Source organism: Pseudomonas sp. FW305-96, from assembly GCF_058783825.1.
This window is the reverse complement of the sequence record NZ_JBYSYW010000004.1, coordinates 152,837-173,754: the sequence shown is the minus strand read 5'-3', so window position 1 is coordinate 173,754 and position 20,918 is coordinate 152,837. Positions and strand designations below refer to the sequence as shown.

The window sequence follows — 20,918 nt, the reverse complement described above, 5'->3', positions numbered from 1 at the left end:
AGTTCCGCGGTCATGCGCATGTGCTAGATTCCCATGCCTCGCAGGCATCGCACGGCGATGTCGGTCCTGCCTGGTAGAAGGGAGCTGCGCCTTACCCATGTTCATCGACACGCCACGTCTTGTCCTGCGCCCCTGGGCCGAGCGGGACATCGAAGCCTTTGCCCTCGTCAACGCCGACCCCGAAGTCAGGCGCTATTACTACCCGGCAATACTGACGCCCGCTGAAACCCGCACGATGCTTGCCGAGTGCGATCGGCACCTGCAAACGCACGGTTTCGGCTTTGTCGCGGTCGAGCGCAAGGCGGATGGCGCGTTGGTCGGCGGGCTTGGCTTGTCCTCTACCGGGGACGAGATACCGGGCGGCCCGCATGTCGAAATCGGCTGGATCCTCGGGCGTGAACACTGGCGCAAGGGCTACGCATTCGAGGCGGCTAGTGCGTGCCTGGCCTACGCGTGGTCGACCCTTGGGTTGCGCCAGGTCATAGGCTACACCTCCAGCATCAACACACCCTCCAGGGCATTGATGCAGAGGCTGGGGATGCGTTCGGTTCCGAAGGAGGACTTCCTCGACGTGACGGTGCCTGAAGGCAATCCGTTGCGGCCGCACGTGCTCTACCGGATCGACCGGCCTACCCAGGTGATATAGCGAACCGGAATACCGCGCCGGTCACCCCGGGGCTAGGCTTGTAGATCGTAAGCAGACTATTAAAAAGGGTGGTAGCTGTGTGACTCTGTCCAGGGCATCCTGCTGGGGTGGTTGGAGTCTGTATGAATCGCTTGATGATGGCATTGGCTGCCAGCCTGCTGCTGGCTGGTTGCGCGCACGATCCCGATATCCGCGCCGGACGCGACAACACCTTCGGCGTGACCGCGAAAGCCCCGCCGGACTACCTGAACTGCGTCAAGGCCGAGCTTCCCGCCAACGCGACGACCTTTATCGTGCAGAACCAGGACGCCCTCGAGCTGTTTGTCGCCAGCACCGATCCGAACAAGGCCGACGGCCTGGTGAAGGTCCAGGGCTCCCCAGGGCGGCAACAATACTCCGCCTATCAACGCGATGCCTGGTATGACAAGGGGCGCCTGCTCGATGCCGCGCTGATGTGTTCGAGGGTATGATCGCAGCTTCGCGGGGCGCTGCCATTTGCGTCGTCCCGCGAAACGATCTTGTCCTACTTGATCCCGGCCTTATGCGCATCCCTTTCAAATAGACCGGAGGAGGGGCTTCAGGTGTCCGCCGCAAATCTTGCAGCGCCTATCAGATCGAGCGCCGCGCGGGCGGCGCTCGGTCTCAAGAACGCTGCAACTCTCACGTCGAACACCCGGAAAGGCATGGTGTTCTACGACTGACGCAGCCGCGCCATGCACAGCGCGTCGACAAACACCCCATCGCGCACGCCGTAGTCGCGCAACCGGCCTTCGACCTCGAAGCCGAACTTGCGATACAACGCCAATGCCGGTTCGTTGTCGGCGTAGACGGTCAGCTGGACCCGGCGCAGATTCATCCAGTTGTCGGCAATGTCGAGGATGGCCGTCATCAGGCGCGAGCCGACGCCCTTGCCTTGCCAGCCCTGGGCAACGCCCATGAGCAGCTCGCCCAGGTGCGCTTGGCGGATGCGCGTGCTCTGGTCCAGGCCGATATTGCCGATCACCTGGCCTTGGTGCACCGCCACCAGGCGGATCTGCCGGTCATGATAGGCGGCCAGGCGCTCGCGCCACACTTCGACGCCCTGGTAGGGCATCTGCAGCACCTGGCGGCACACCGCAGGTTCGTTGTAGAGCGCGGTGATACCGTGCAGGTGCTGCTCGGCAAAGCGTTCGATGACGATGTCGGGCGAGGCGTCGTTCACTGTGTTTCCGTCCTTTGAAAAACGAGTGGCGCCTCAGTGTACGAGGTAGCGCTTCGGGCTGGCCAGTGGCGATGGCTGGGCAAGAAAGCGGATGCGTGGCCGCGCCGCGATGGTTACAGTGCAGCGATTGTCATCCTGCCGGAGCCTGCCATGTCTTGTGCCTTCACCCTCATGCAATCGCCTGTCGGCACCCTGACCCTGGTGGCGCGGGGCGAGCGGCTGGCTGCCGTGCTGTGGGAGCACGAGCGGGAGAACCGGGTGCGCCTGGGCGAGCTGCATCGCGACGACCAGCACGGCGTGCTGCGCGAGACCGCCCGCCAGCTGGGCGAGTACTTCGCCGGGCAACGCCTGCGCTTTGAGCTGGACCTGGACTTTGCCGGGACCGCGTTCCAGCGTGAGGTGTGGGCGGCGCTGTTGACCATTCCCTTTGGTGAGACCCGCAGCTATGGCGAGATCGCCCGGCAAATCGGCAAGCCCGATGCGGTTCGGGCGGTGGGCGCGGCCAACGGCCGCAACCCGATCTCGATCATCGCGCCCTGCCACCGGGTGATCGGGGCCTCGGGCAGCCTCACCGGTTTCGCCGGTGGCTTGCCGGCCAAGCAGTATCTGCTGGCGCTGGAGGGGCGCCAGAGCCTGGCGCTGGATTTCTAGGCGTCAGCCGAGCCAGGCACAAAACACCGTCAACACCAGGGCCAGCACTGTGCCGGCAAACAGGCTGTAGTGGCGGTGGGCGCGGCGGGCGTGGGCCTCGACTTCGCGCAGATACTGCCCCGCAGGCGGGGCGTCCGGGCGATGGCGCAGGCCTTCGACGATATCGGCCAGGCGCCCGCGAATCAGGGTGCCCACCAGGTACCAGACACTGGCATAGCTGGCCAGGATCACTAGCGCATACTTCATGCGCACAGCTCCAGCGGCCATGCCTGGGCAGTGCCTGTCGCCGTATCGAGCAGTAGAAGGCCTGGTGCTGCATCACCGAGGCAGGCCAGCAGGTTACCTTCGGCATCCCAGGCCGCCGACTGCCCGGCCCCCACGTACTTGTCGGCGGGGCCGACGCAGTTGCTCATGATCACCGGCATGCGCAGCCGCCGGGCAACCTGCGGGTAGTGCGCCGCCCCTGCGCGGATACCTTCCTCGGTCTTGACCACGCTGACCAGGTAAAGGTCGGCGCCCTGGGCCTGGGCGTGCGCGGCGTGCTCGAGGAACATCGATTCATAGCAGATGGCTGGCGCCACCTGGTGGCTGCCGGCGGCGAACACCAGCGAGGTGCTGCCGGGCACGAAGTAGTCCAGTTCGTCGTCATGCAGGCGCTGCTTGGCATACACCAGCGGCGCCAGCTTCGGGCGCAGTACCAGCATGCCGATGCGCACGCCGGCCATGGTCGGCATGGGCAGACCGACCGCCGCCGTCACGCCGAAGCGGTCGCACGCCGCTTGCAGCGGTGCCAGTTGCGGCGAGTCGGCGGGCATGGCCAGTTGCCGGGCCAGCGTTGGTTCGTAGCCGGTCAAGGACAGTTCGGGGAACACCAGCAGTTCGGCGCCCAGGGCCGCGGCCTGTTCGATGGCGCGCAGATGGAGCGCGATGTTGGCGGCCAGATCGCCTTTGCTCAAAGCCAGCTGTACTGCGCAGATCTTCATGAAGCATCCGTCCTTGGCATGTCGTCGGCTGTCGAGGATACAATCGACGGCCGTTCCCTCCCAGTACCGATGTGTCGATTTCAAGGACGAAAACGCAATGACCCACGCCGCCGCCATACCCGCCGACTCGCTGATCGTCACGCATGCCGCGCAGGCGGGTTTTCGCCATTGTCGGGCAATTGAAATTGCGGACGACGGGCGGCCGGCCATGGCGCACTTCCTGCGCCTGATGACGAGCATGCCCGGCTGGATCGACACATTGATGGTGCTGCGCAACCGCCTGGTCGCGCTGCTCGGCCTCAAGGACCTGGGGCGCCTGACCGCCATCGACCCGGCCCGCGCCCCGGGCAGCTACCAGCCCGGAGAGCGGGTGGGGATTTTCACCCTGGTGGCCAATACCGAGGATGAGGTGCTGCTGGTTGACCGCGACCAGCACCTGGACGTGCACATCGCCCTGATGCGACGCCCGACGGCAGCGGGCCGTTGCGAGGTGCTGGTGAGCACCGTGGTGCGCACGCACAATCGGCTGGGCCGCCTGTACATGCTGCCGGTGGCGCCGTTCCATCGGCTGATCGCGCCCATCGCCCTGCGCCGCCTGGCGGTGTGACACTCAAGAGGGCGGCTGGGCGAAGCGCTGGCGGAACCAGTCGCCAAGCATGGCCTTCTCCGCATACAGCCGGTCGTTGTTGCCCAGCCGGCCGGGGCGGCTGAGGTACATCTTGTCGCTCAGGTGCTCCTGGGCCTTGAGCGCGGGCTGGCCGGGCTGTTGCAGGGTGTAGTCGAGGTCGATGCTGGGCCAGGTGACTTCGCGCATGAAGCGCACATCGTAGGCCTGGCTGTGCCAGGGCTCGAACTGGCCGGCCAGGTCGATGTCGCGGATGTCGATGACCAGTTGCTGGCCGGGCCGCAAGTAGCGCTGGCCGAGTTTCTGCAGGTGCTGGGTGAGGGCTTTCATCACCTGCGGGTCGGCGCCACGGGTGTAGGCCCGGTTGTCGAGGCTGGCATCGCGGAATTTCTCGGGGTGGTCGAAACGCACCTCGACCTGCGCGGTCGAGGCGCCCTGTGCCATGCTGTCTAGTGCCAGCACCATCAGCACGGCGCTGGCCAGGGTGGTTCGCATGATGCACCTCCGGGTTCGGGCGGTTTACCCGCTTATTTTACGCCGGTGCCGGGCAGAAGCAGAGGAATGATGCAATGACTGCGTTCAGGCGGATCGCCGCCAACAGCCGTGGCCGCGACCTGGCCGTGGGCGATATCCATGGGCATTTCGAGCGCCTGCGTGAATGCCTGGAGGCGGTCGGTTTCGATCCGCTGGTCGATCGGCTGTTCAGCGTCGGCGACCTGGTCGACCGCGGGCCGGGCAGCGCCCAGGCGCTGCAATGGCTGGCCGAGCCCTGGTTCCATGCGGTGCAGGGCAACCACGAGTCGCTGGCGGTCAATCACCTGCGCGGTGGCCGGGTCGACCTGGACATGTACCGGGCTGCCGGCGGCGGATGGTTCCTCGATTTGCCAAAGGCCGAGCAGGTGCGTTTCGTCGAGGTGTTCGAACGCCTGCCGATCGCCTTGCAGGTCGACACGGCGGGCGGACCGGTCGGTTTGCTGCATGCCGACAGCCCATTCGACGACTGGCCCCAGCTGTGTGCGAGCCTGCTGGCCGGGGATGACCTGCAGGTGCGCGAGGTGTGCCAGTGGTCGCGCCGGCGCCTCAAGGAGGGCGACAGCCGCCCGGTCAAGGGCCTGCGCGCCTTGCTGGTCGGCCATACACCGGTGCTGGAGATCAAGGTGCTGGGCAACGTCTGGCACCTGGACACCGGCGGCTGGAGCCGCGGTCACTTCAGCCTGCTCGAACTGGACGGCCTTGAGCCGCTCAGCGCCAGGCCAGGTGCGTGAGAACAGCGCCGGCCAGCAGGATCAACATCAAGCCCGAGGCACGCTCGAGCCAGGGCAGGGCGCGGGCGAAGCGGCGCAGCACCCGCGGGTTGCCGATGGCCATGGCAACCACCAGGTCCCAGGCCAGGACGATGCCGAACATCCAGATGCCATAGCCCAGCTTGGCCCAGGTACCGCTGTTGGCGATCATGCTCGCCAGGCTTGCATAGAACAGTGCGTTCTTCGGGTTGAGGATGCCCGAGGCGAAGCCCATGCCCAAACTGTTCAGCCAGCCACGGGCAGACGATGCCGCGCCAGGTTCGCCGTGCGTCAGGGTGGCTTGCCCGGCATGGCGCAGGAACAGTTGGCCGAGGTAGAGCAGGTAGCCACAGCCCGACAGCTGCAGGGTGACGAACAGGGGGCTGCCATCGCGCAAAAAGGACACCCCGGTAAACGCCGCGCAGATGAACACGCCGTTGGCCAGGGCGATCCCGGCACAGGCGCCACTGGCGAGCCGCCAGCCGGCGTTGGCCGAGGTGCGGGCGACCAGGAAAAAGTCCGGGCCGGGGGAGAGCAGGGCGAGGAAGTGGGCGGTGGCGACGAGCATGAACAATTGCATGGGGGCGGGCTTCCTGGTGGAGGTAGCCGCAGTCTGTTGCTCGTGATGGGTGGAGTATTGAAGATTATTGCAGGGGGCCGCTGTGCGGTGATGTCAGTGCTTCAGTGCCGCCCGGTAGGCCCCGGGTGTCACCCCGACATGCGCCTTGAACACCCGCTGGAAGTGGCTCTGATCGGCAAAGCCCAGGTTATAGGCCACCTCTGCCAGCGCCTGCCCCTGGCGCAACAGACTCCGGGCCTTGTTCACCCGCGCGTTGAGCAGGCAGGCGTGAGGGGTCATGCCGGTAGCGACGCTGAACGCCCGTATTAACTGGTAGCGCCCCATGCCGGCCTGGCGCGCCAGGCGCTCCAGGCTCAGTTCGGCCAGGTCCTGCTCCTGGGCGTGCTCCAACAGTTCGCGCAGTGTCGACGGCGGCAAGGGTGGCGCCGGCAGCAAGGCTGGGTGCATGGAGAAATCATGTTCGCCGATGAAGGCCACCAACGCCGCCTCTTTCTCGAAGGTTGCCGCCGGTGAAAACAGCAACCTGTTCAGCGCGCAGAACTGCCGGTACAGCGCTTGCGAGCGAGTGACCCGGGCCACGGCACCGGGCTCGCCTGCGGCAACGCCGGATTCGAGGCGTAGCTTACCCAGCCACTCGGCATCCAGGTGCAGCATCTGGTAGCTCCAGGCCTGTCCCGGTTGCGGGTTGCAGGCATGCACCCGCTGCGCCGGCACGAACACCAGGGTACCCGGCGTCAAGCGCTCCTCACCGCGGGCGGCGCCGGTGAAGCGGCTGCTGCCGGCATCCACTGCGCCGATGGAAAAGCTGGGGTGGCTATGGGCCTTGTAGCAGGCGCGGCTATGGCAGGCGCGCCGGCTCTCGACGTACGGCATGGCCGGTTCGTACCAGATTTCGCTGCTCGGGCGGGTCATGGCGAGGTGCCTTGAGACGTACGGAGGGCGCCAGTCTAGCGCCTGGCAGCTGTTCCGGCCATTTGCCGCGCCACTGTGCTTGACGGGCCTGCCCGCCAGGCGCGAAGCTGCGCCGGTCCCTGCCGGAGAACAAGAATGGACCTGTCGAGCCTGCTGCTGTTCATCCCCGCCTGTTTCGCCCTGAACATGGCGCCGGGCCCCAACAACCTGCTATCCCTGCACAATGCCAGCCGCTATGGCCTGCGCACCGCCTGTGTGGCCGGTGCCGGGCGCCTGCTCGCCTTCAGCGGCATGATCGCCCTGGCCGCGATGGGCCTGGCCGTGGTGCTGCACACCAGCGAGTACCTGTTCCTGGCGATCAAGGTGCTGGGCGCGGGGTACCTGTTCTATATCGCCTGGCAGTTGTGGCGGGCACCGGTCGACGAGGCGGCGGTGGCTGGCGAGCAGCCTCGCGGCACCTGGAAGCTGGCGCGCCAGGAGTTCTGGGTGGCGGCGGGCAATCCGAAGGCAATACTCATCTTCACCGCGTTCCTGCCGCAGTTCGTCACCGTGGGCAGCGCCACCCCGGTCAGCGAACAGTTCCTAAGGTTGGGCGTGCTGTTCCTGTTGCTGGAGTGGGCGGCCATCGCCATCTATGCCGGGCTTGGCGCGTACCTGCAGCGCTGGTTCGAGCGGCCCGGGCCACGGCGCATGTTCAACCGGGTCAGCGCCTCGCTGCTGGGGTGCGCGGGGCTTGGCTTGCTGGCGGCCCGTCGCTGATCCGCTGTTTTCCATCGCAGCTGAGTATTGCCGCGCTTTGCGCTTGCTGAGACCTTTCCACGTTTCTGCCCGGAGCTCTTTCGCCGGGTGACAAGCGGTGGGTCTATCCCGGGAGCGTGGTGTGAAGTGGTGGAGCAAGGCAGGTCGGCAAGACCCGCAGATCAAGGAGCTGAACGTCGCCCTGGAGCATTCCCGTTCACAGTTGGCGGCGTCGGAGCAGCGCGTCCGCGAGGCGGAATCGAGGGCTGAGGAACTGGCGCGAGAGAACCAGGTGCTCGCTCACCTGGCCGGCAACCTCTCGGCGTTCTCGCATTCCCTGGAAATGACCCAGACCTCGTTCGCCAGCCTCGCCCACAGCATGGAGCAGGAACGGCAGTACGCCATCCGCATCCAGGGTATCGCCAGCAGCAACCAGGCCAGTATCGACGCGATCGCGACCAATCTCGAGCAACTCGCCGATGCCTCCGGCGAGGCGTCGGAGAAGGTCGGCAGGCTCGATCATCAGGCCCAGCAGGTCGGCGGTGTGCTGGAGATCATCCGCGAGGTAGCGGACCAGACCAATTTGCTCGCGTTGAACGCGGCCATCGAGGCGGCGCGGGTGGGAGATGCCGGGCGCGGCTTTGCCGTGGTGGCCGATGAGGTCAGGACCCTGGCCAGGCGCACCGCCGACGCCACCGCCGAGATCGGCACGCTGGTCTCGGCCATTCGTGCCGACAGCGCGCAAAGCCGAGGACATATCGCCTGCCTGGCCGAGCATTCGTCGTCATACAGCGGTGTCGGCCAGTCCGCGGCCAGTACCATGCGCCAGTTGCTCGACATGTCGACGGTGGCCGAAGGATCGGCAGCGGTGTCGGCGCTGCGCAGCTTCTGCGAGCTGGCCAAGCTCGACCACCTGATCTACAAGTTCCGCGTCTACAAGGTGCTGTTCGGGGTCTCGCAGGAGCGCGGCTCGGACTTTACCGACCATACCCACTGCCGCCTGGGCAAGTGGTATCGCGAGGGGGACGGGGCCCTGCACTATGCGCATCTTGCCGGGTACAAGGAGATCGACGCGCCCCATGCCGCCGTGCACCGCTGCGCATTCGACGCCATCGATGCCCATGCCAGCGGCGATACGACAGCGATGCTCAAAGCGGTGGCCGAGATGGAGAGTGCCAGCCTTGCCGTGCAGGAGGGTTTGGAGCGCGTGGTCGCCAGTGGCGAGCAATCGCCTTCGTTGTTGCAGAGACGGCGCGAGAGCGAGGCTCAGTCGCGATAGAAAGTCTGCACAAGGTGATAGCCGAACTTGCTCTTGATCGGTCCGTGGACCACGCGCAGGGGCTTCTTGAAGATCACCTGGTCGATGGCGCCGACCATCTGTCCCGGACGTATTTCACCCAGGTCGCCGCCGCGCTTGCCGGACGGGCAGGTGGAGAATTTCTTCGCCAGCACGTCGAAAGCCTCGCCGTTGGCGATGCGCTGCTTGAGCTTTTCGGCTTCGTCAGCGGTCTTGACCAGGATGTGGCGGGCTTGGGCTTTCATGGGGTTACCTGTGCTTCGGGGCAAAAGGGCGACATTATGCCTGATGTCGCCATCAGCGTAACTCCGGGCGGTCACGGAACTGCTGCAGCGCCTCGGGGTTGGCCAGGGCGTCGGTGTTCTTCACCGGCCGGCCATGCACCACGTCGCGGATCGCCAGCTCCACCAGCTTGCCGCTGAGGGTGCGCGGGATGTCGCTGACCTGGACGATCACCGCCGGCACATGACGCGGCGTGGCGTACTGGCGAATCACCTGGCGGATACGCAGGCTGAGCGCTTCGTCGAGCTGCAGACCGTCGCGCAGGCGCACGAACAGCACCACGCGCACATCGTCATGCCAGTCCTGGCCGATGGCCACGCTTTCCAGTACCTCCCCGACCTTTTCCACCTGGCGGTAGATCTCGGCGGTGCCGATACGCACGCCGCCGGGATTGAGCACGGCGTCGGAGCGGCCATGGATGATCAGCCCGCCGCCAGGCACCTGCTCGGCGTAGTCGCCCTGGCACCAGACACCTTCGAACTGGCTGAAGTACGCGTCGTGGTAGCGCTGACCGTCAGCGTCGCCCCAGAAACCGAGCGGCATGGAGGGGAAGGGATGCACGCAGACCAACTCGCCTTTCGCGCCGCTGATCGGCTGGCGCCTTTCGTCCCAGACTTCCACCGCCATGCCCAGGCCCTTGCCGGCAATCTCGCCACGGCGCACCGGCAGCAGCGGGTTGCCGGCCACGAAGCAGGCGACGATATCGGTGCCACCGGACATCGAGGCCAGGCATACGTCGGCCTTTACCTTGGCGTAGACATAGTCGTAGCTGTGGGGCGACAGCGGCGAGCCGGTGCAAAGGATCAGGCGCAGGCTGCCCAGGCCATGGGATTTCGCAGGCTCCACAGCGGCCTGCTCCAGGGCGGCGAGGTACTTGGGGCTGGTGCCGAAGGCGCGGATGCCTTCTGCGTCGATCAGGTCGAGCAAACGCTCGGGCCCTGGGTGAAACGGCGAACCGTCATACAGCACCAGGGTGGCGCCGACCGCCAGCCCGCTGGCCAGCCAGTTCCACATCATCCAGCCACAGGTGGTGTAGTAGAACAGCACATCGTCGGCCTGGAGGTCGTTGTGCAGGCCGTGTTCCTTGAGGTGCTGCAACAGCACGCCGCCAGCGCGGTGGACGATGCACTTGGGCACGCCGGTGGTGCCGCTGGAATACAGGATATAGAGCGGGTGATCGAAGGGCAGCGCGGCGAAGGTCGGCGTCCCGCCGGGCGTGAAGAAGTCGGCCCACAGGGTCGTCGGCTTGCCGGTGAACTCATCGGCGCGGGTCTGCGGCCGGGTATGCGGCACAACCAGCAACTGCTCGACGCTCGGTAGCTGGGCCACGACCTGGTTGATCTTCTCCACCTGGTCGATGACCTTCCCGTCATATTGATAACCGGCGCAGGCCAGCAGCAGCCGGGGCGCGATCTGGCCGAAGCGATCGATGATGCCGTGGCTGCCGAACTCCGGCGAGCAACTGGACCAGACTGCGCCGAGGCTGGTGGCGGCGAGCATGGCCACCAGGGTTTCCCAGGTGTTGGGCATGACTGCGGCGACTCGATCACCCGGCGCGATCCCGGCCTGGCGAAAAGCCTGCTGCAAGCCGGCGACCTGCGCGGCCAGTTGATTGTGGGTGAGGCTGTGGCGGCTGCCGTCCTCGCGCACGGCCACCACGGCCGGGCGGTCGTCGCGGCGCTGCAGCAGGTGTTCGGCGAAGTTCAGGGTGGCGCCGCGGAACCAGCGCGCGTCGGCCATGTGTTCGCCTTCCTCGAGGATGCTCGAAGGCGGTGTGTGCCACTGCACATGGAAGTACTCGGCGAGGGTCTGCCAGAACTGCGGGCGCTGCTCGACGCTCCAGCGGTGCAGGGCGGCGTAGTCGTCGAGCTGAAGGTTGAGGCGCCGGTTGACGCGACGACGGAAGGCATCCATCCGGCTGGCTTCGATCTGGGTGGTGGTGGGGCGCCAGAGTACGTCGTTCATGCCGGGAGTCTCGGTCAGGGATGAGCGTCTTATCGCGGTGCGAGCCCGCTCCTGTACAGGAGCGGGTTTGTCTTGTTCCACTCTAGTCTTTACTGGGCGAGCCAGCCGCCATCGACGTTCCAGGCGGCGCCACGGACCTGGCTACCGGCCTCGCTGCACAGGAACAGCACCAGTTCGCCCAGGTGCCGGGGCGTGACGAAGGCCAGGGAGGGCTGCTTCTCGGCCAGCAGGTCGTGTTGCGCCTGCTGTGCATCGCCACCGCTGGCGGCTCGGTCATCGATCTGCTTCTGCACCAGCGGCGTCAGTACCCACCCCGGACAGATGGCGTTGCAGGTGACGTTGCTGGTGGCGGTTTCCAGGCCGATCACCTTGGTCAGGCCGACCACGCCATGCTTGGCGGCCACGTAGGCGGCCTTGCCGGTGGAGCCCACCAGGCCGTGCACCGAGGCGATATTGACGATCCGCCCCCAGCCGCGCGCGCGCATGCCCGGCAACACCAGGCGGCTGCCATGGAATACCGCCGAGAGGTTCAGCGCGATGATCTTGTCCCAGGCCTCCACCGGAAACTGCTCGACCGGCGCCACATGCTGGATGCCGGCATTGTTGACGAGGATGTCGATCGCGCCGAACTCGTGCTCGGCCAGGGCGAACATCTGCTCGATCTGTGCGACGTCGGACAGGTCGGCGGGATGATGGGCGACCTTGACCCCGAACCGCCTGATCTCGGCGATGGCCGCGGCCGGGTCGCCGAAACCGTTGAGCAGGATGTCGGCGCCGGCCTCGGCCAGCACCTGGGCTATTCCCAAGCCGATGCCACTGGTGGAACCGGTGACCAGTGCGGTCTTGCCTTTGAGCGTCATGCCTTTCTCCTTCATACGATGCCGGTGGCGTAGAACGTGGCGATGACCACGAACACGGCCAGGGTCTTGATCAGGGTAATACCGAAAATGTCCTTGTAGGCTTCGCGGTGGGTCAGCCCGGTGACCGCCAGCAAGGTGATCACCGCGCCATTGTGCGGCAGGGTGTCCATACCGCCGCTGGCCATGGCGGCGACCCGGTGCAGCACCTCCAGCGGGATGTTGGCGGCGTTGGCGGCGGCGATGAAACTGTCGCTCATGGCTGCCAGGGCGATGCTCATGCCGCCGGAGGCAGAGCCGGTGATGCCGGCCAGCAGGGTGACGGTGATGGCTTCGTTGACCAGCGGGTTGGGGATGCCGCGCAGGGCGTCGGCCAGCACCAGAAAGCCAGGCAGCGAGGCGATCACGGCGCCGAAGCCGTATTCAGAGGCCGTGTTCATCGCCGCCAGCAGGGCGCCGCTCACCGCGCTTTTGGTGCCTTCGGCCAGGCGTTGGCGAATAGTGCCGAAGGCGCAGGCCAGCACCATCAGGATGCCCACCAGCAACGCCGCCTGCACTGCCCAGATTGCCGTCAGCTTGGCCACGTCGCTCTGCACCGGCGCGGCCATGCCCGGCAGTTGCAGGGTGTGGCTGGTGCCGTACCACTGCGGGATCCAGTGGGTGAACAGCAGGTTCATCACGCCTACCAGAAGCAGCGGCGCCAGGGCGAGCCAGGGATTGGGCAGGGCGATGTCGTCGGCGGTCTCCGGTTCGTTGCGCAGGTTGCTGCCATAGCCTTCGCCCTTGCGCTGGGCCTTGTTGCGCTGGCGTTGCAGGTAGAGCATGCCGGTGCAGAACACGAACAACGTGCCGATCAGGCCCAGCCAGGGCGCGGCCCACGCGGTGGTGTTGAAGAAAGTGCTGGGGATGATGTTCTGGATCTGCGGGGTGCCGGGCAGGGCGTCCATGGTGAAGGAGAACGCGCCCAGGGCGATGGTCGCCGGGATCAGCCGCTTGGGGATGTCGCTCTGGCGGAACATCTCGGCGGCGAACGGGTACACCGCGAACACCACCACGAACAGCGACACGCCGCCGTAGGTGAGCAGGGCGCAGACCAGCACGATCACCAGCATCGCCTGGCGAGTGCCGAGCAGGCGGATGGCGGCGGCGACGATCGAGCGCGAGAAGCCCGACAGCTCGATCAGCTTGCCGAACACCGCGCCGAGCAGGAACACCGGGAAGTAGAGCTTGATGAAGCCGACCATTTTCTCCATGAACACCCCGGTGAAGGCCGGGGCCACGGCGGCGGGGTCGGTGAGCAGCACCGCGCCAAGGGCGGCAATGGGGGCGAAGAGGATCACGCTGTAGCCGCGGTAGGCAGCGAGCATCAGCAGGGCCAGGGCGGCCAGGGCGATGAGCACGGTCATCCTAAGGGGATCTCCAACTGTTGTTTTTATGGTTGGAATGCAGATAGCGGAAATCGTGCCAAGTTCTTAAGTCATTGAAATTATGGGTCTTTCTTGTTTTCCTGAATTTCAGTGTCTCTGATTTGAGAAAGTGGGGCCGCGCCGCGGCCCATCGCCGGCAAGCCGGCTCCCACAGTTGATCGCGGTATGCCCCTGTAGGGCCCGCTTTCCGGCGATCGAGGGCGAAGCCATGGTGGCCATCTCATAAAAGAGATGAACGTCTCATTAATGAGACTCGATTTCCAGCGCCGCCATCTTCTTGTACAGCGTCGACCGTCCCAGGCCCAATGCCTGCGCCGCCTCCGGCACATTTCCGGCGCTGCGCGCCAAGGCATCGACAATCAATCCGCGCTCGAACTGGGCGCATGCCTGGCGGTAATCCAGCGCTGGTGCGGCCAATGCTACCGGGCTCAACGGCCCCAGCGCGTTCGCCAGGTCATGCACGCCCAGTCGCGGCTGGTCCGCCAGCAGGGTCGCCCGCTCCAGTACGTTGCGCAACTCACGGATATTCCCCGGCCAGGCATGGCGCCCCAACAACGCCTGGGCCTCGGCCTCCAGCTCGTACTGGCTGCCCAACTCGACGAGGATCGCCTCGCACAGCGCCGGCAGGTCCTCCAGGCGTTCGCGCAGCGGTGGCACCTGCACCGGCAGCACGTTCAGCCGGTAGTACAGGTCGGCGCGGAACGCCCCCCTGGCCATGGCCGCCTGCAGGTCGATGGAGGTGGCGGCGATGATCCGCACGTCGCTGCGCAGCATCTGGTTGCTGCCCACCGGCTCGTATTCCTTTTCCTGCAGCACGCGCAGCAGTTTGCTTTGCAGGGTCAGCGGCATGTCGCCGATCTCGTCGAGGAACAGCGTGCCGCCCTCGGCCAGTTGCAGCTTGCCGCTGCGTCCCTTGCGGTCGGCGCCGGTGAAGGCGCCCGGGGCGGTGCCGAAGAACTCGGCTTCGAGCAGTGCCTCGGGGATCGCCGCGCTGTTGATGCTGACGAAGGCTTTGTGCGCGCGGGCCGAGGCGGCATGAATGGCGTGGGCCAGCAGTTCCTTGCCGGTGCCGGTCTCGCCCAGCAATAGCACCGGCGAGTCGCTGCCGGCCCCACGCCGGGCGCGGCGCTTGGCCTCGAGGCAGGCGGGGCTGCTGCCGACGAACTGGGCAAAGCTGTAGCGGGCCTGGCGCGCGCGCAGTTGCGAGCGGGTCGAGGCCAGTTCCTGCTGCATGCTGGCGAAGCGCTTGAGCAGCGGCGACAGGCTGCGCAGCTCGTCGAACAGGGCGAAGCCAATGGCGCCGATCAGCGCGCCCTGGTCGTCGTGGATCGGCAGGCGCATCACCACCAGCGGTTCGTTCGGTGTGTCGAGCATATCCAGCAGGATCGGCTTGCCGTTGCTCACCACCTCACGCATGAGGCTGCCGGGGATCACCGCCTCGCACGGTTTGCCGATGGCGCTGGCGGCGTCCTCCAGGCCGAAGCGGCGGGCATAGCGCTCGTTCATCCAGACGATGCGCGCCTGGCGGTCGACGATCACCGTGCCTTCGCTGGATTGCTCGATGATCTCGAACAGCGAGCGGATGGCCAGTTGGCGGACCTGGGGGTAGTCCTTGAGGTTGTCGTGCATGCATTGGTCCAGCGGTTGGATGTGAGGGCGCTACAGGCGATCACCTGCGAGGATCAAATGCCTCGCGCAGCGCATCGCCGATGAATACCAGCAACGACAGGATCAGCGCCAGGGCAAAGAATGCGGTGAAGCCCAGCCACGGCGCCTCGAGGTGCTGCTTGCCCTGAGTCACCAGCTCGCCCAGCGAGGCACTCCCGGCGGGCATGCCGAAGCCGAGGAAGTCCAGCGCGGTCAGGGTGGTGATCGCCCCGGTGAGCATGAACGGCACGTAGGTCAGGGTCGCGTTGAGGGCGTTGGGCAGGATATGCCGCAGCATCACCTGGGTATCGGACAGCCCCAGTGCGCGGGCGGCCTTGACGTATTCCAGATTGCGCCCACGAAGGAACTCGGCGCGCACCACATCCACCAGGGTCAGCCAGGAGAACAGCGCCATGATCCCCAGCAACCACCAGAAATCCGGCTCGACGAACCCCGACAGGATGATCAGCAGGTACAGTACCGGCAGCCCTGACCATACCTCCAGCAGGCGCTGGCCGAGCAGGTCGACCCAGCCGCCGTGGTAACCCTGCAAGGCGCCGGCCGTGACGCCGATCAGCACGCTGAGCAAGGTCAGGGCGAAGGCGAACAACAGCGAGACCCGCGTGCCGTACAGCACCCGCGCCAGCACGTCGCGGCCCTGGTCGTCGGTGCCCAGCCAGTTGCTTGTGCTGGGCGGGCTGGGGGTGGGCACCTGCAGGTCGTAGTTGGGGGTGTCGGCGCTGAACGGGATCGGCGCGAAGAGCATCCAGCCGCCCTGGCCCTCGATCAGCTGGCGCACGTACTGGCTGCGGTAGTCGGGTTGGAACGGCAGTTGCCCGCCGAACTGCTGCTCGGTGTAACGCTTGAGCGCCGGGGTGTACAGCTCGCCCTGGTAGCCGAGCAGCAAGGGCTTGTCATTGGCCACCAGCTCCGCGCCCAGGCTCAGCAGCAACAGCCCGGCGAACAGCCACAGCGAAATCCAGCCGCGGCGGTTGTCACGAAAGCGTCGCAGCCGGCGCCGGGCGATGGGCGAGAACATCAGTGGCCCCTCGCGTCGAAGTCGATGCGCGGGTCGAGCACCGTGTAGCACAGGTCGCCCAGCAGGCGGATCAGCAGCCCGGCCAGGGTAAAGATGAACAGGGTGCCGAACACCACCGGGTAGTCCCGCGACACCGCCGCCTCGTAGCTCATGCGCCCGAGGCCATCGAGGGAGAAGATCACCTCGATCAGCAGGGAGCCGGCGAAGAACACCGTGATCAGCGCCTGGGGCAGCCCGGCCACCACCAGCAACATGGCGTTGCGCAGCACATGGCCGTACAACACGCGCCGTTCGCTCAGGCCCTTGGCCCGGGCGGTGACCACGTACTGGCGGGCGATCTCGTCGAGGAAGGCATTCTTGGTCAGCAGGGTCAGGGTGGCGAAGCCACCGATCACCAGGGCGCCGACCGGCAGCACCAGGTGCCAGAAGTAGTCGGCGACCTTGCCCAGCAAGCTGAGCTGGTCGAAATCGTCGGAGACCAGGCCGCGCACCGGGAACCAGTTGAGCGAGGTGCCGCCGGCGAACAGCACGATCAGCAGCAGGGCGAACAGGAACGAGGGCAGGGCGTAGCCTATCACGATCAGCGCGCTGCTCCAGGCATCGAAGCGGCTGCCATGGCGCACCGCCTTGCGGATGCCCAGGGGGATAGACACCAGGTAGGTAATCAACGTGGCCCAGAAGCCCAGCGACAGGGTCACCGGCAGTTTCTCCACGATCAGCTCGGTGACCTTGGCGCCGCGGAAGAAGCTCTGGCCGAAGTCCAGCCGCGCATATTGGCCAAGCATCAGCCATAGCCGTTCCGGGGCGGACTTGTCGAAGCCGTACTGGCGCTTGATTTCCTCGATCAGCTTGGGGTCCAGGCCACGGGTGGCGCGGGATTCGCCCTGCACCGCCTCGACCCGTGCACCAGGCGCGCCGCCGCCGATACCCTGCAGGCGCGCCACGGCCTGTTCCACCGGCCCGCCGGGCGCGGCCTGGACGATGGCGAAGTTCACCAGCAGGATCGCCAGCAGGGTGGGAATGATCAGCAGCAGGCGGCGCAGGATGTAGGTGGTCATGGCGCGTTCCCCAGGCGCTCGGCCATCTGCTGGGTGGTCAGTGCCCGTGGGCTGACTTCCCACCAGGTGTCCAGGCCTTCGTCATAGGCCGCCTGCACCTTGGGCAGGCCGAAGCGGTTCCACCACACCGTCGAGCTGCCAGGCGGGTAGTAGTTGGGGATCCAGTAGTAGTTCCATTGCAGCACCCGGTCCAGGGCGCGGGCGTGGCGCAGCATGTCGGCCTGGCTGTTGGCGCGCACCAGGCCGTCGAGCAGGCGGTCCACCGCCGGGTCCTTGAGCACCATCAGGTTGTTCGAGCCCGGATCGTTGGCCGCCGCGGAGCCGAAGTAGTTGTACTGCTCGCTGCCCGGCGACAGGGTCACCGGATAGCCGGTGACGATCATGTCGTAGTCGCGGGCCATCACGCGGTTGACGTACTGGGCGGCGTCGACGTTGCGGATGTTCAGCTCGACACCGATCTGCGCCAGGTTGCGCTTCCACGGTAGCAGCAGGCGCTCCATGCCCGACTGGCCATTGAGGAAGGTGAAGCTCAGCGGCTGGCCCTGGGCATTGACCAGCCGATCGCCCTGGGGATGCCAGCCGGCGTCCTGCAGCAAGGCCAGGGCCTGCAGCTGCTGCTGGCGGATGATGCCGGAGCCGTCGGTGACCGGTGCACTGAACACCTGACTGAACACTTCATCCGGCACCTGGCCGCGCAGCGGCTCGAGCAGCTTGAGCTCCCCGGTGTCGGGCAGGGCGCGGGCAGCCAGTGGCGTGTTGGCGTACAGGCTCTGCTGGCGGATGTACAGGTTGCGCATCATCTGCCGGTTGCTCCACTCGAAATCCCAGAGCATGGCCAGGGCCTGGCGCACGCGGCGGTCCTTGAACTGCGGCTGGTCCAGGTTGAACACGAAGCCCTGGGCGATCTGCGGCTTGGCCGGGCCCAGGTGGGCGCGGCGCAGGCGCCCGTCATCCAGTGCCGCGCCGTTGTAGCCGAGGGTGTAGGCGGTGGCGGAGTACTCGCGGTTGTAGTCGTAGCCACCGCCCTTGAGTACCTGGCGGGCCACTTCGGTGTCGCCGAAGAATTCGACGCCAATGCGGGCGAAGTTGTATAGCCCGCGGGCGACCGGCAGGTCCCGCGCCCACCAGTTCACATCGCGCTCGAAGGTGATGCTGCGGCCGTTGTCGATCCTGCCGATGCGATAGGGGCCGCTGCCCACGGGCTTGTCGAAGCCGGCGCCGTTGGCGAAGTCGCGCTGGCGCCAGTCATGCTCGGGCAGCACCGGCAGGCCGGCCAGCTCAAGCGGCAGGGTGCGGCCATGGGGTTGCTTGAAGTCGAAGCGCACCTGGCGCGGGCCTTCGACGGTAACCCCGGTGACATCGGCAAACTGGGTGCGGAACTTGAGGCTGCCCTGGCTCATCAGCAGGTCGTAGGTAAAGCGAACATCCTCGGCGCGCACCGGCTTGCCGTCGGCGAAGGTGGCGCGCGGGTCGAGGTAGACGCGCAACCAGGCGTCGTCGGGGCCGCGCTCCAAACGCTGGGCGATCAGGCCGTAGACGGTGTAGGGCTCGTCGAGCGAGCGCACGGCCAGTGGCGCGTACAGCCAGCCATCGACCTGGCTGACGCCGATGCCTTTGTCGATATAGGGCAGGATATGGTCGAACTGGCCGATCTCGATGGCCGAGCGGCGCAGGCTGCCGCCCTTGGGGGCGCCAGGGTTGACGTAGTCGAAGTGGTGGAAGTTCGCGGGATAGCGGGGGGCTTCACCGTAGACGGTGAGGGCGTGGGTGGGGGCGGCCTGTAGTGAAAACGGCAGGATCAGGCACACGCAACTTGCAACCACACAGCGCATGATCATGTCGAAACGGCTTTTGTGGGAGCGGGGCAAGCCCGCCCCCACAACGTTCGCTCCTACAGGAACGAGCACGGCAATGCCGGATCAGTCCTGGCGGCTGGTCACTTCCAGCAGGTGGTAGCCGAACTGGGTCTTCACCGGGCCCTGGACGACGTTCAGCGGCGCGCTGAAGACCACGGTATCGAATTCCTTGACCATCTGGCCCGGGCCGAACGAGCCCAGGTCGCCGCCCTGGCGGCTGGATGGGCAGGTGGAGTTGGCCTTGGCGACTTCGGCGAAGTCGGCGCCAGCTTCGATCTGCGCTTTGAGTTCGTTGCACTTGTCTTCGCTGGCAACCAGGATGTGGCGGGCGGTGGCTCGGGCCATGGGTACTGCTCCTTGGGTTCGAAAAGGCAAGCCTAGCGCACTTGTTCGTGCCCTGTCTCGCCAGGCTTGCCGCAGAGCCTCACAGGCGCGCGGCGGCGTCGCGTAGCAGCGCCTCGGTCGCGTCCCAGCCCAGGCAGCCGTCGGTGATCGACACGCCGTACTTCAGCGCGCCCTTGCCCAGGGCCTGGCAGCCGTCGAACAGGTGGCCCTCGAGCATCACCCCGACCAGCGAGCGGTCACCGCCCAGGCGCTGGGCCAGCACGTCCTCGAACACCGCCGGCTGGCGCGCCGGGTCCTTGCCGCTGTTGGCGTGGCTGCAGTCGACCATGATGCGTGGCGCCAGGCCGGCCTTGGCCAGGCCCTGGCGCGCCAAGGCGACGCTCTGGGCGTCGTAGTTCGAGCCCTTGTGCCCGCCGCGCAGCACCAGGTGGGTGTCGAGGTTGCCCAGGGTCTCGATGATCGCCGGATGCCCCTGCGTGTCCATGCCGAAGTGACGGTGCGGGTGGGCGGCGCTGCGCATGGCGTCGCAGGCGATGCCGATACCGCCGTCGGTACCGTTCTTGAAGCCGACCGGCAGCGCCAGGCCACTGACCATCTCGCGGTGAATCTGCGACTCGGTGGTGCGCGCGCCGATGGCGGCCCAGCCCAGCAGGTCGTCGAAGTAGCCGGCAGCCATCGGCTGCAGCAGCTCGGTGGCGATCGGCAGGCCGCGTTCGAGCATGCCCAGCATCAGGCCACGGGACAGGGCGATGCCGGCGTGCATGTCATCGCTGCCGTCGAGGTGCGGATCGTAGGCCAGGCCTTTCCAGCCCACGGTGGTGCGCGGTTTTTCCACGTAGGCGCGCATCACCAGCAGCAGCTTGTCGTCGACCTCGCGGCTGAGCGCGGCCAGGCGGTCAGCGTACTCGAGGGCAGAGCGCGGGTCATGGATCGAACAGGGGCCGACCACCACCAGCAGGCGTTCGTCGCGGCCTTCGAGAATGGCGCGGATCGCCTGGCGCTGGGCATGGACTTGCTGGGTGAGTTCGCTGGACAGCGGCATCTGCTGTTTTAGCAGGTGCGGGCTGGGCAGGCGCTGGCTGACGGTGGTGTTGGCAGCGTGTGGCTGGGTCAGGGGCAGGGCGAGGTTCGAGGCTTGCATGGCGTTTGTTCCTTGGGCGGACGGCGGGTTCTGGCCCGCGCGGTCGGCCCTATCGAGGTGTTCGACTGATCGTCAAATGGGGTGTCTGTGCGGCATTGCCACCGGAAATCGACCGAACGGAGGCGGCAGGCTGGCCCGGACGGAACTGGCTAAATCGCCATGCATAGGTGCGGTAGTAGGTGGTGTGGTTCATGACGTTGTCCTCAAGGTAATCGGTATGTTTCGTGGGCCCGGAAAAGCAAAACCCCCGGTCGGGGAGCCGACCGGGGGTTTGAGTATTCTCATGTTCGGCGGCCCCTCGAAGGTGGGCGCCGGATGGGTAATCGGCGCCTAGTGGCTAAACCAATACCCAAAATAAAAGCTGGCAACGGCGTTACGACCGGCA

General features: G+C 66.4%; 23 protein-coding genes and 1 pseudogene. 8 read left to right on the top strand and 16 right to left on the bottom strand.

Translation table 11 applies throughout. From position 1 onward, the window contains the following. Window positions 1-97: 97 nt before the first annotated feature. Window positions 98-646, top strand: coding sequence for a GNAT family N-acetyltransferase (locus AC3WL2_RS04910; protein ID WP_102684264.1), 549 nt, complete (start codon window positions 98-100; stop codon window positions 644-646). 122 nt (window positions 647-768) lie between these two features. Then, complete coding sequence (locus AC3WL2_RS04905; RefSeq protein WP_256582688.1) at window positions 769-1,116, top strand: hypothetical protein; 348 nt, start codon at window positions 769-771, stop codon at window positions 1,114-1,116. Between the two features lie 221 nt (window positions 1,117-1,337). Here the strand turns inward: AC3WL2_RS04905 and AC3WL2_RS04900 are convergent, their stop codons facing one another. After that, window positions 1,338-1,847: a GNAT family N-acetyltransferase gene (locus tag AC3WL2_RS04900; RefSeq protein WP_102684265.1), complete on the bottom strand. Its 510-nt coding sequence runs from the start codon at window positions 1,845-1,847 to the stop codon at window positions 1,338-1,340. A 150-nt stretch (window positions 1,848-1,997) separates the two neighbouring features. On the opposite strand from AC3WL2_RS04900, the gene AC3WL2_RS04895 reads away from it, so the two are divergent. Then, a complete protein-coding gene (locus tag AC3WL2_RS04895) occupies window positions 1,998-2,498 on the top strand; it encodes a methylated-DNA--[protein]-cysteine S-methyltransferase (protein WP_102684266.1) in 501 nt (166 codons plus the stop codon). A gap of 3 nt (window positions 2,499-2,501) precedes the next feature. Here the strand turns inward: AC3WL2_RS04895 and AC3WL2_RS04890 are convergent, their stop codons facing one another. Beyond that, window positions 2,502-2,744 (bottom strand): hypothetical protein, encoded by a 243-nt coding sequence (locus AC3WL2_RS04890; RefSeq protein WP_102684267.1) that lies wholly within the window; start codon window positions 2,742-2,744, stop codon window positions 2,502-2,504. Beyond that, a complete protein-coding gene (locus AC3WL2_RS04885) occupies window positions 2,741-3,481 on the bottom strand; it encodes a carbon-nitrogen hydrolase family protein (RefSeq protein ID WP_102684268.1) in 741 nt (246 codons plus the stop codon). Before AC3WL2_RS04885 ends, AC3WL2_RS04890 begins: the two co-directional genes overlap by 4 nt. A gap of 97 nt (window positions 3,482-3,578) precedes the next feature. On the opposite strand from AC3WL2_RS04885, the gene AC3WL2_RS04880 reads away from it, so the two are divergent. Next, on the top strand, window positions 3,579-4,088 hold the full coding sequence (locus AC3WL2_RS04880) for a DUF2867 domain-containing protein (protein ID WP_102684269.1): 510 nt from the start codon (window positions 3,579-3,581) through the stop codon (window positions 4,086-4,088). A 3-nt stretch (window positions 4,089-4,091) separates the two neighbouring features. Here the strand turns inward: AC3WL2_RS04880 and AC3WL2_RS04875 are convergent, their stop codons facing one another. Further along, window positions 4,092-4,601, bottom strand: a complete 510-nt coding sequence (locus tag AC3WL2_RS04875; RefSeq protein ID WP_046855508.1) for a DUF3016 domain-containing protein — start codon at window positions 4,599-4,601, stop codon at window positions 4,092-4,094. A 74-nt stretch (window positions 4,602-4,675) separates the two neighbouring features. On the opposite strand from AC3WL2_RS04875, the gene AC3WL2_RS04870 reads away from it, so the two are divergent. Beyond that, window positions 4,676-5,371 (top strand): metallophosphoesterase, encoded by a 696-nt coding sequence (locus AC3WL2_RS04870; RefSeq protein ID WP_102684270.1) that lies wholly within the window; start codon window positions 4,676-4,678, stop codon window positions 5,369-5,371. Here the strand turns inward: AC3WL2_RS04870 and AC3WL2_RS04865 are convergent. Together AC3WL2_RS04865 and AC3WL2_RS04860 are read right to left on the bottom strand one after the other, a co-directional pair. Beyond that, window positions 5,349-5,969, bottom strand: a complete 621-nt coding sequence (locus AC3WL2_RS04865) for a LysE family translocator (RefSeq protein WP_102684271.1) — start codon at window positions 5,967-5,969, stop codon at window positions 5,349-5,351. The genes AC3WL2_RS04870 and AC3WL2_RS04865 overlap by 23 nt on opposite strands. A 93-nt stretch (window positions 5,970-6,062) precedes the next feature. Beyond that, window positions 6,063-6,881: an AraC family transcriptional regulator gene (locus tag AC3WL2_RS04860; protein WP_102684272.1), complete on the bottom strand. Its 819-nt coding sequence runs from the start codon at window positions 6,879-6,881 to the stop codon at window positions 6,063-6,065. Between the two features lie 135 nt (window positions 6,882-7,016). Here AC3WL2_RS04860 and AC3WL2_RS04855 point away from each other — a divergent pair, with 135 nt between their 5' ends. The 3 genes and pseudogenes from AC3WL2_RS04855 to AC3WL2_RS04845 all read left to right on the top strand — a co-directional run bounded on the left by AC3WL2_RS04855 (window position 7,017) and on the right by AC3WL2_RS04845 (window position 8,898). Further along, window positions 7,017-7,640: a LysE family translocator gene (locus tag AC3WL2_RS04855; RefSeq protein ID WP_102684273.1), complete on the top strand. Its 624-nt coding sequence runs from the start codon at window positions 7,017-7,019 to the stop codon at window positions 7,638-7,640. A 523-nt stretch (window positions 7,641-8,163) separates the two neighbouring features. Further along, window positions 8,164-8,403: pseudogene (locus tag AC3WL2_RS04850) on the top strand (methyl-accepting chemotaxis protein); the annotation flags it as partial. Between the two features lie 36 nt (window positions 8,404-8,439). Continuing rightward, entirely contained in the window at window positions 8,440-8,898 is a 459-nt protein-coding gene (locus AC3WL2_RS04845; protein WP_371918095.1) for a CZB domain-containing protein, read from the top strand. On the opposite strand, the gene AC3WL2_RS04840 is transcribed toward AC3WL2_RS04845, so the two are convergent. From AC3WL2_RS04840 to AC3WL2_RS04795, 10 genes are all read right to left on the bottom strand, one after another. Then, window positions 8,886-9,161 (bottom strand): peptidylprolyl isomerase, encoded by a 276-nt coding sequence (locus AC3WL2_RS04840; RefSeq protein ID WP_013972552.1) that lies wholly within the window; start codon window positions 9,159-9,161, stop codon window positions 8,886-8,888. The two genes, AC3WL2_RS04845 and AC3WL2_RS04840, sit on opposite strands and share 13 nt — an antisense overlap. A 52-nt stretch (window positions 9,162-9,213) precedes the next feature. Beyond that, window positions 9,214-11,163 carry an acetoacetate--CoA ligase gene (locus tag AC3WL2_RS04835; RefSeq protein ID WP_102684275.1) on the bottom strand — a complete coding sequence of 650 codons (1,950 nt, stop codon included), beginning with the start codon at window positions 11,161-11,163 and terminating at the stop codon, window positions 9,214-9,216. An 89-nt stretch (window positions 11,164-11,252) separates the two neighbouring features. Then, the gene (hbdH, locus tag AC3WL2_RS04830) at window positions 11,253-12,023 is read right to left on the bottom strand and encodes a 3-hydroxybutyrate dehydrogenase (RefSeq protein ID WP_102684276.1); all 771 of its coding nucleotides are present in this window, start codon (window positions 12,021-12,023) and stop codon (window positions 11,253-11,255) included. Window positions 12,024-12,034: 11 nt separating this feature from the next. Further along, complete coding sequence (locus AC3WL2_RS04825; RefSeq protein ID WP_102684277.1) at window positions 12,035-13,426, bottom strand: GntP family permease; 1,392 nt, start codon at window positions 13,424-13,426, stop codon at window positions 12,035-12,037. 264 nt (window positions 13,427-13,690) lie between these two features. Beyond that, window positions 13,691-15,076 carry a sigma-54 interaction domain-containing protein gene (locus tag AC3WL2_RS04820; protein WP_102684278.1) on the bottom strand — a complete coding sequence of 462 codons (1,386 nt, stop codon included), beginning with the start codon at window positions 15,074-15,076 and terminating at the stop codon, window positions 13,691-13,693. A gap of 40 nt (window positions 15,077-15,116) precedes the next feature. Beyond that, window positions 15,117-16,133: an ABC transporter permease gene (locus AC3WL2_RS04815; protein ID WP_094009978.1), complete on the bottom strand. Its 1,017-nt coding sequence runs from the start codon at window positions 16,131-16,133 to the stop codon at window positions 15,117-15,119. Then, window positions 16,133-17,191, bottom strand: a complete 1,059-nt coding sequence (locus AC3WL2_RS04810; RefSeq protein ID WP_102681940.1) for a microcin C ABC transporter permease YejB — start codon at window positions 17,189-17,191, stop codon at window positions 16,133-16,135. The genes AC3WL2_RS04815 and AC3WL2_RS04810 overlap by 1 nt, the downstream gene beginning before the upstream one ends. Beyond that, window positions 17,188-19,029, bottom strand: coding sequence for an extracellular solute-binding protein (locus AC3WL2_RS04805; protein WP_102682059.1), 1,842 nt, complete (start codon window positions 19,027-19,029; stop codon window positions 17,188-17,190). The genes AC3WL2_RS04810 and AC3WL2_RS04805 overlap by 4 nt, the downstream gene beginning before the upstream one ends. 81 nt (window positions 19,030-19,110) lie before the next feature. Beyond that, window positions 19,111-19,392, bottom strand: a complete 282-nt coding sequence (locus AC3WL2_RS04800) for a peptidylprolyl isomerase (RefSeq protein ID WP_023632916.1) — start codon at window positions 19,390-19,392, stop codon at window positions 19,111-19,113. A gap of 79 nt (window positions 19,393-19,471) precedes the next feature. Then, window positions 19,472-20,533: a 3-deoxy-7-phosphoheptulonate synthase gene (locus tag AC3WL2_RS04795; RefSeq protein ID WP_102681941.1), complete on the bottom strand. Its 1,062-nt coding sequence runs from the start codon at window positions 20,531-20,533 to the stop codon at window positions 19,472-19,474. Window positions 20,534-20,918: the final 385 nt, after the last annotated feature.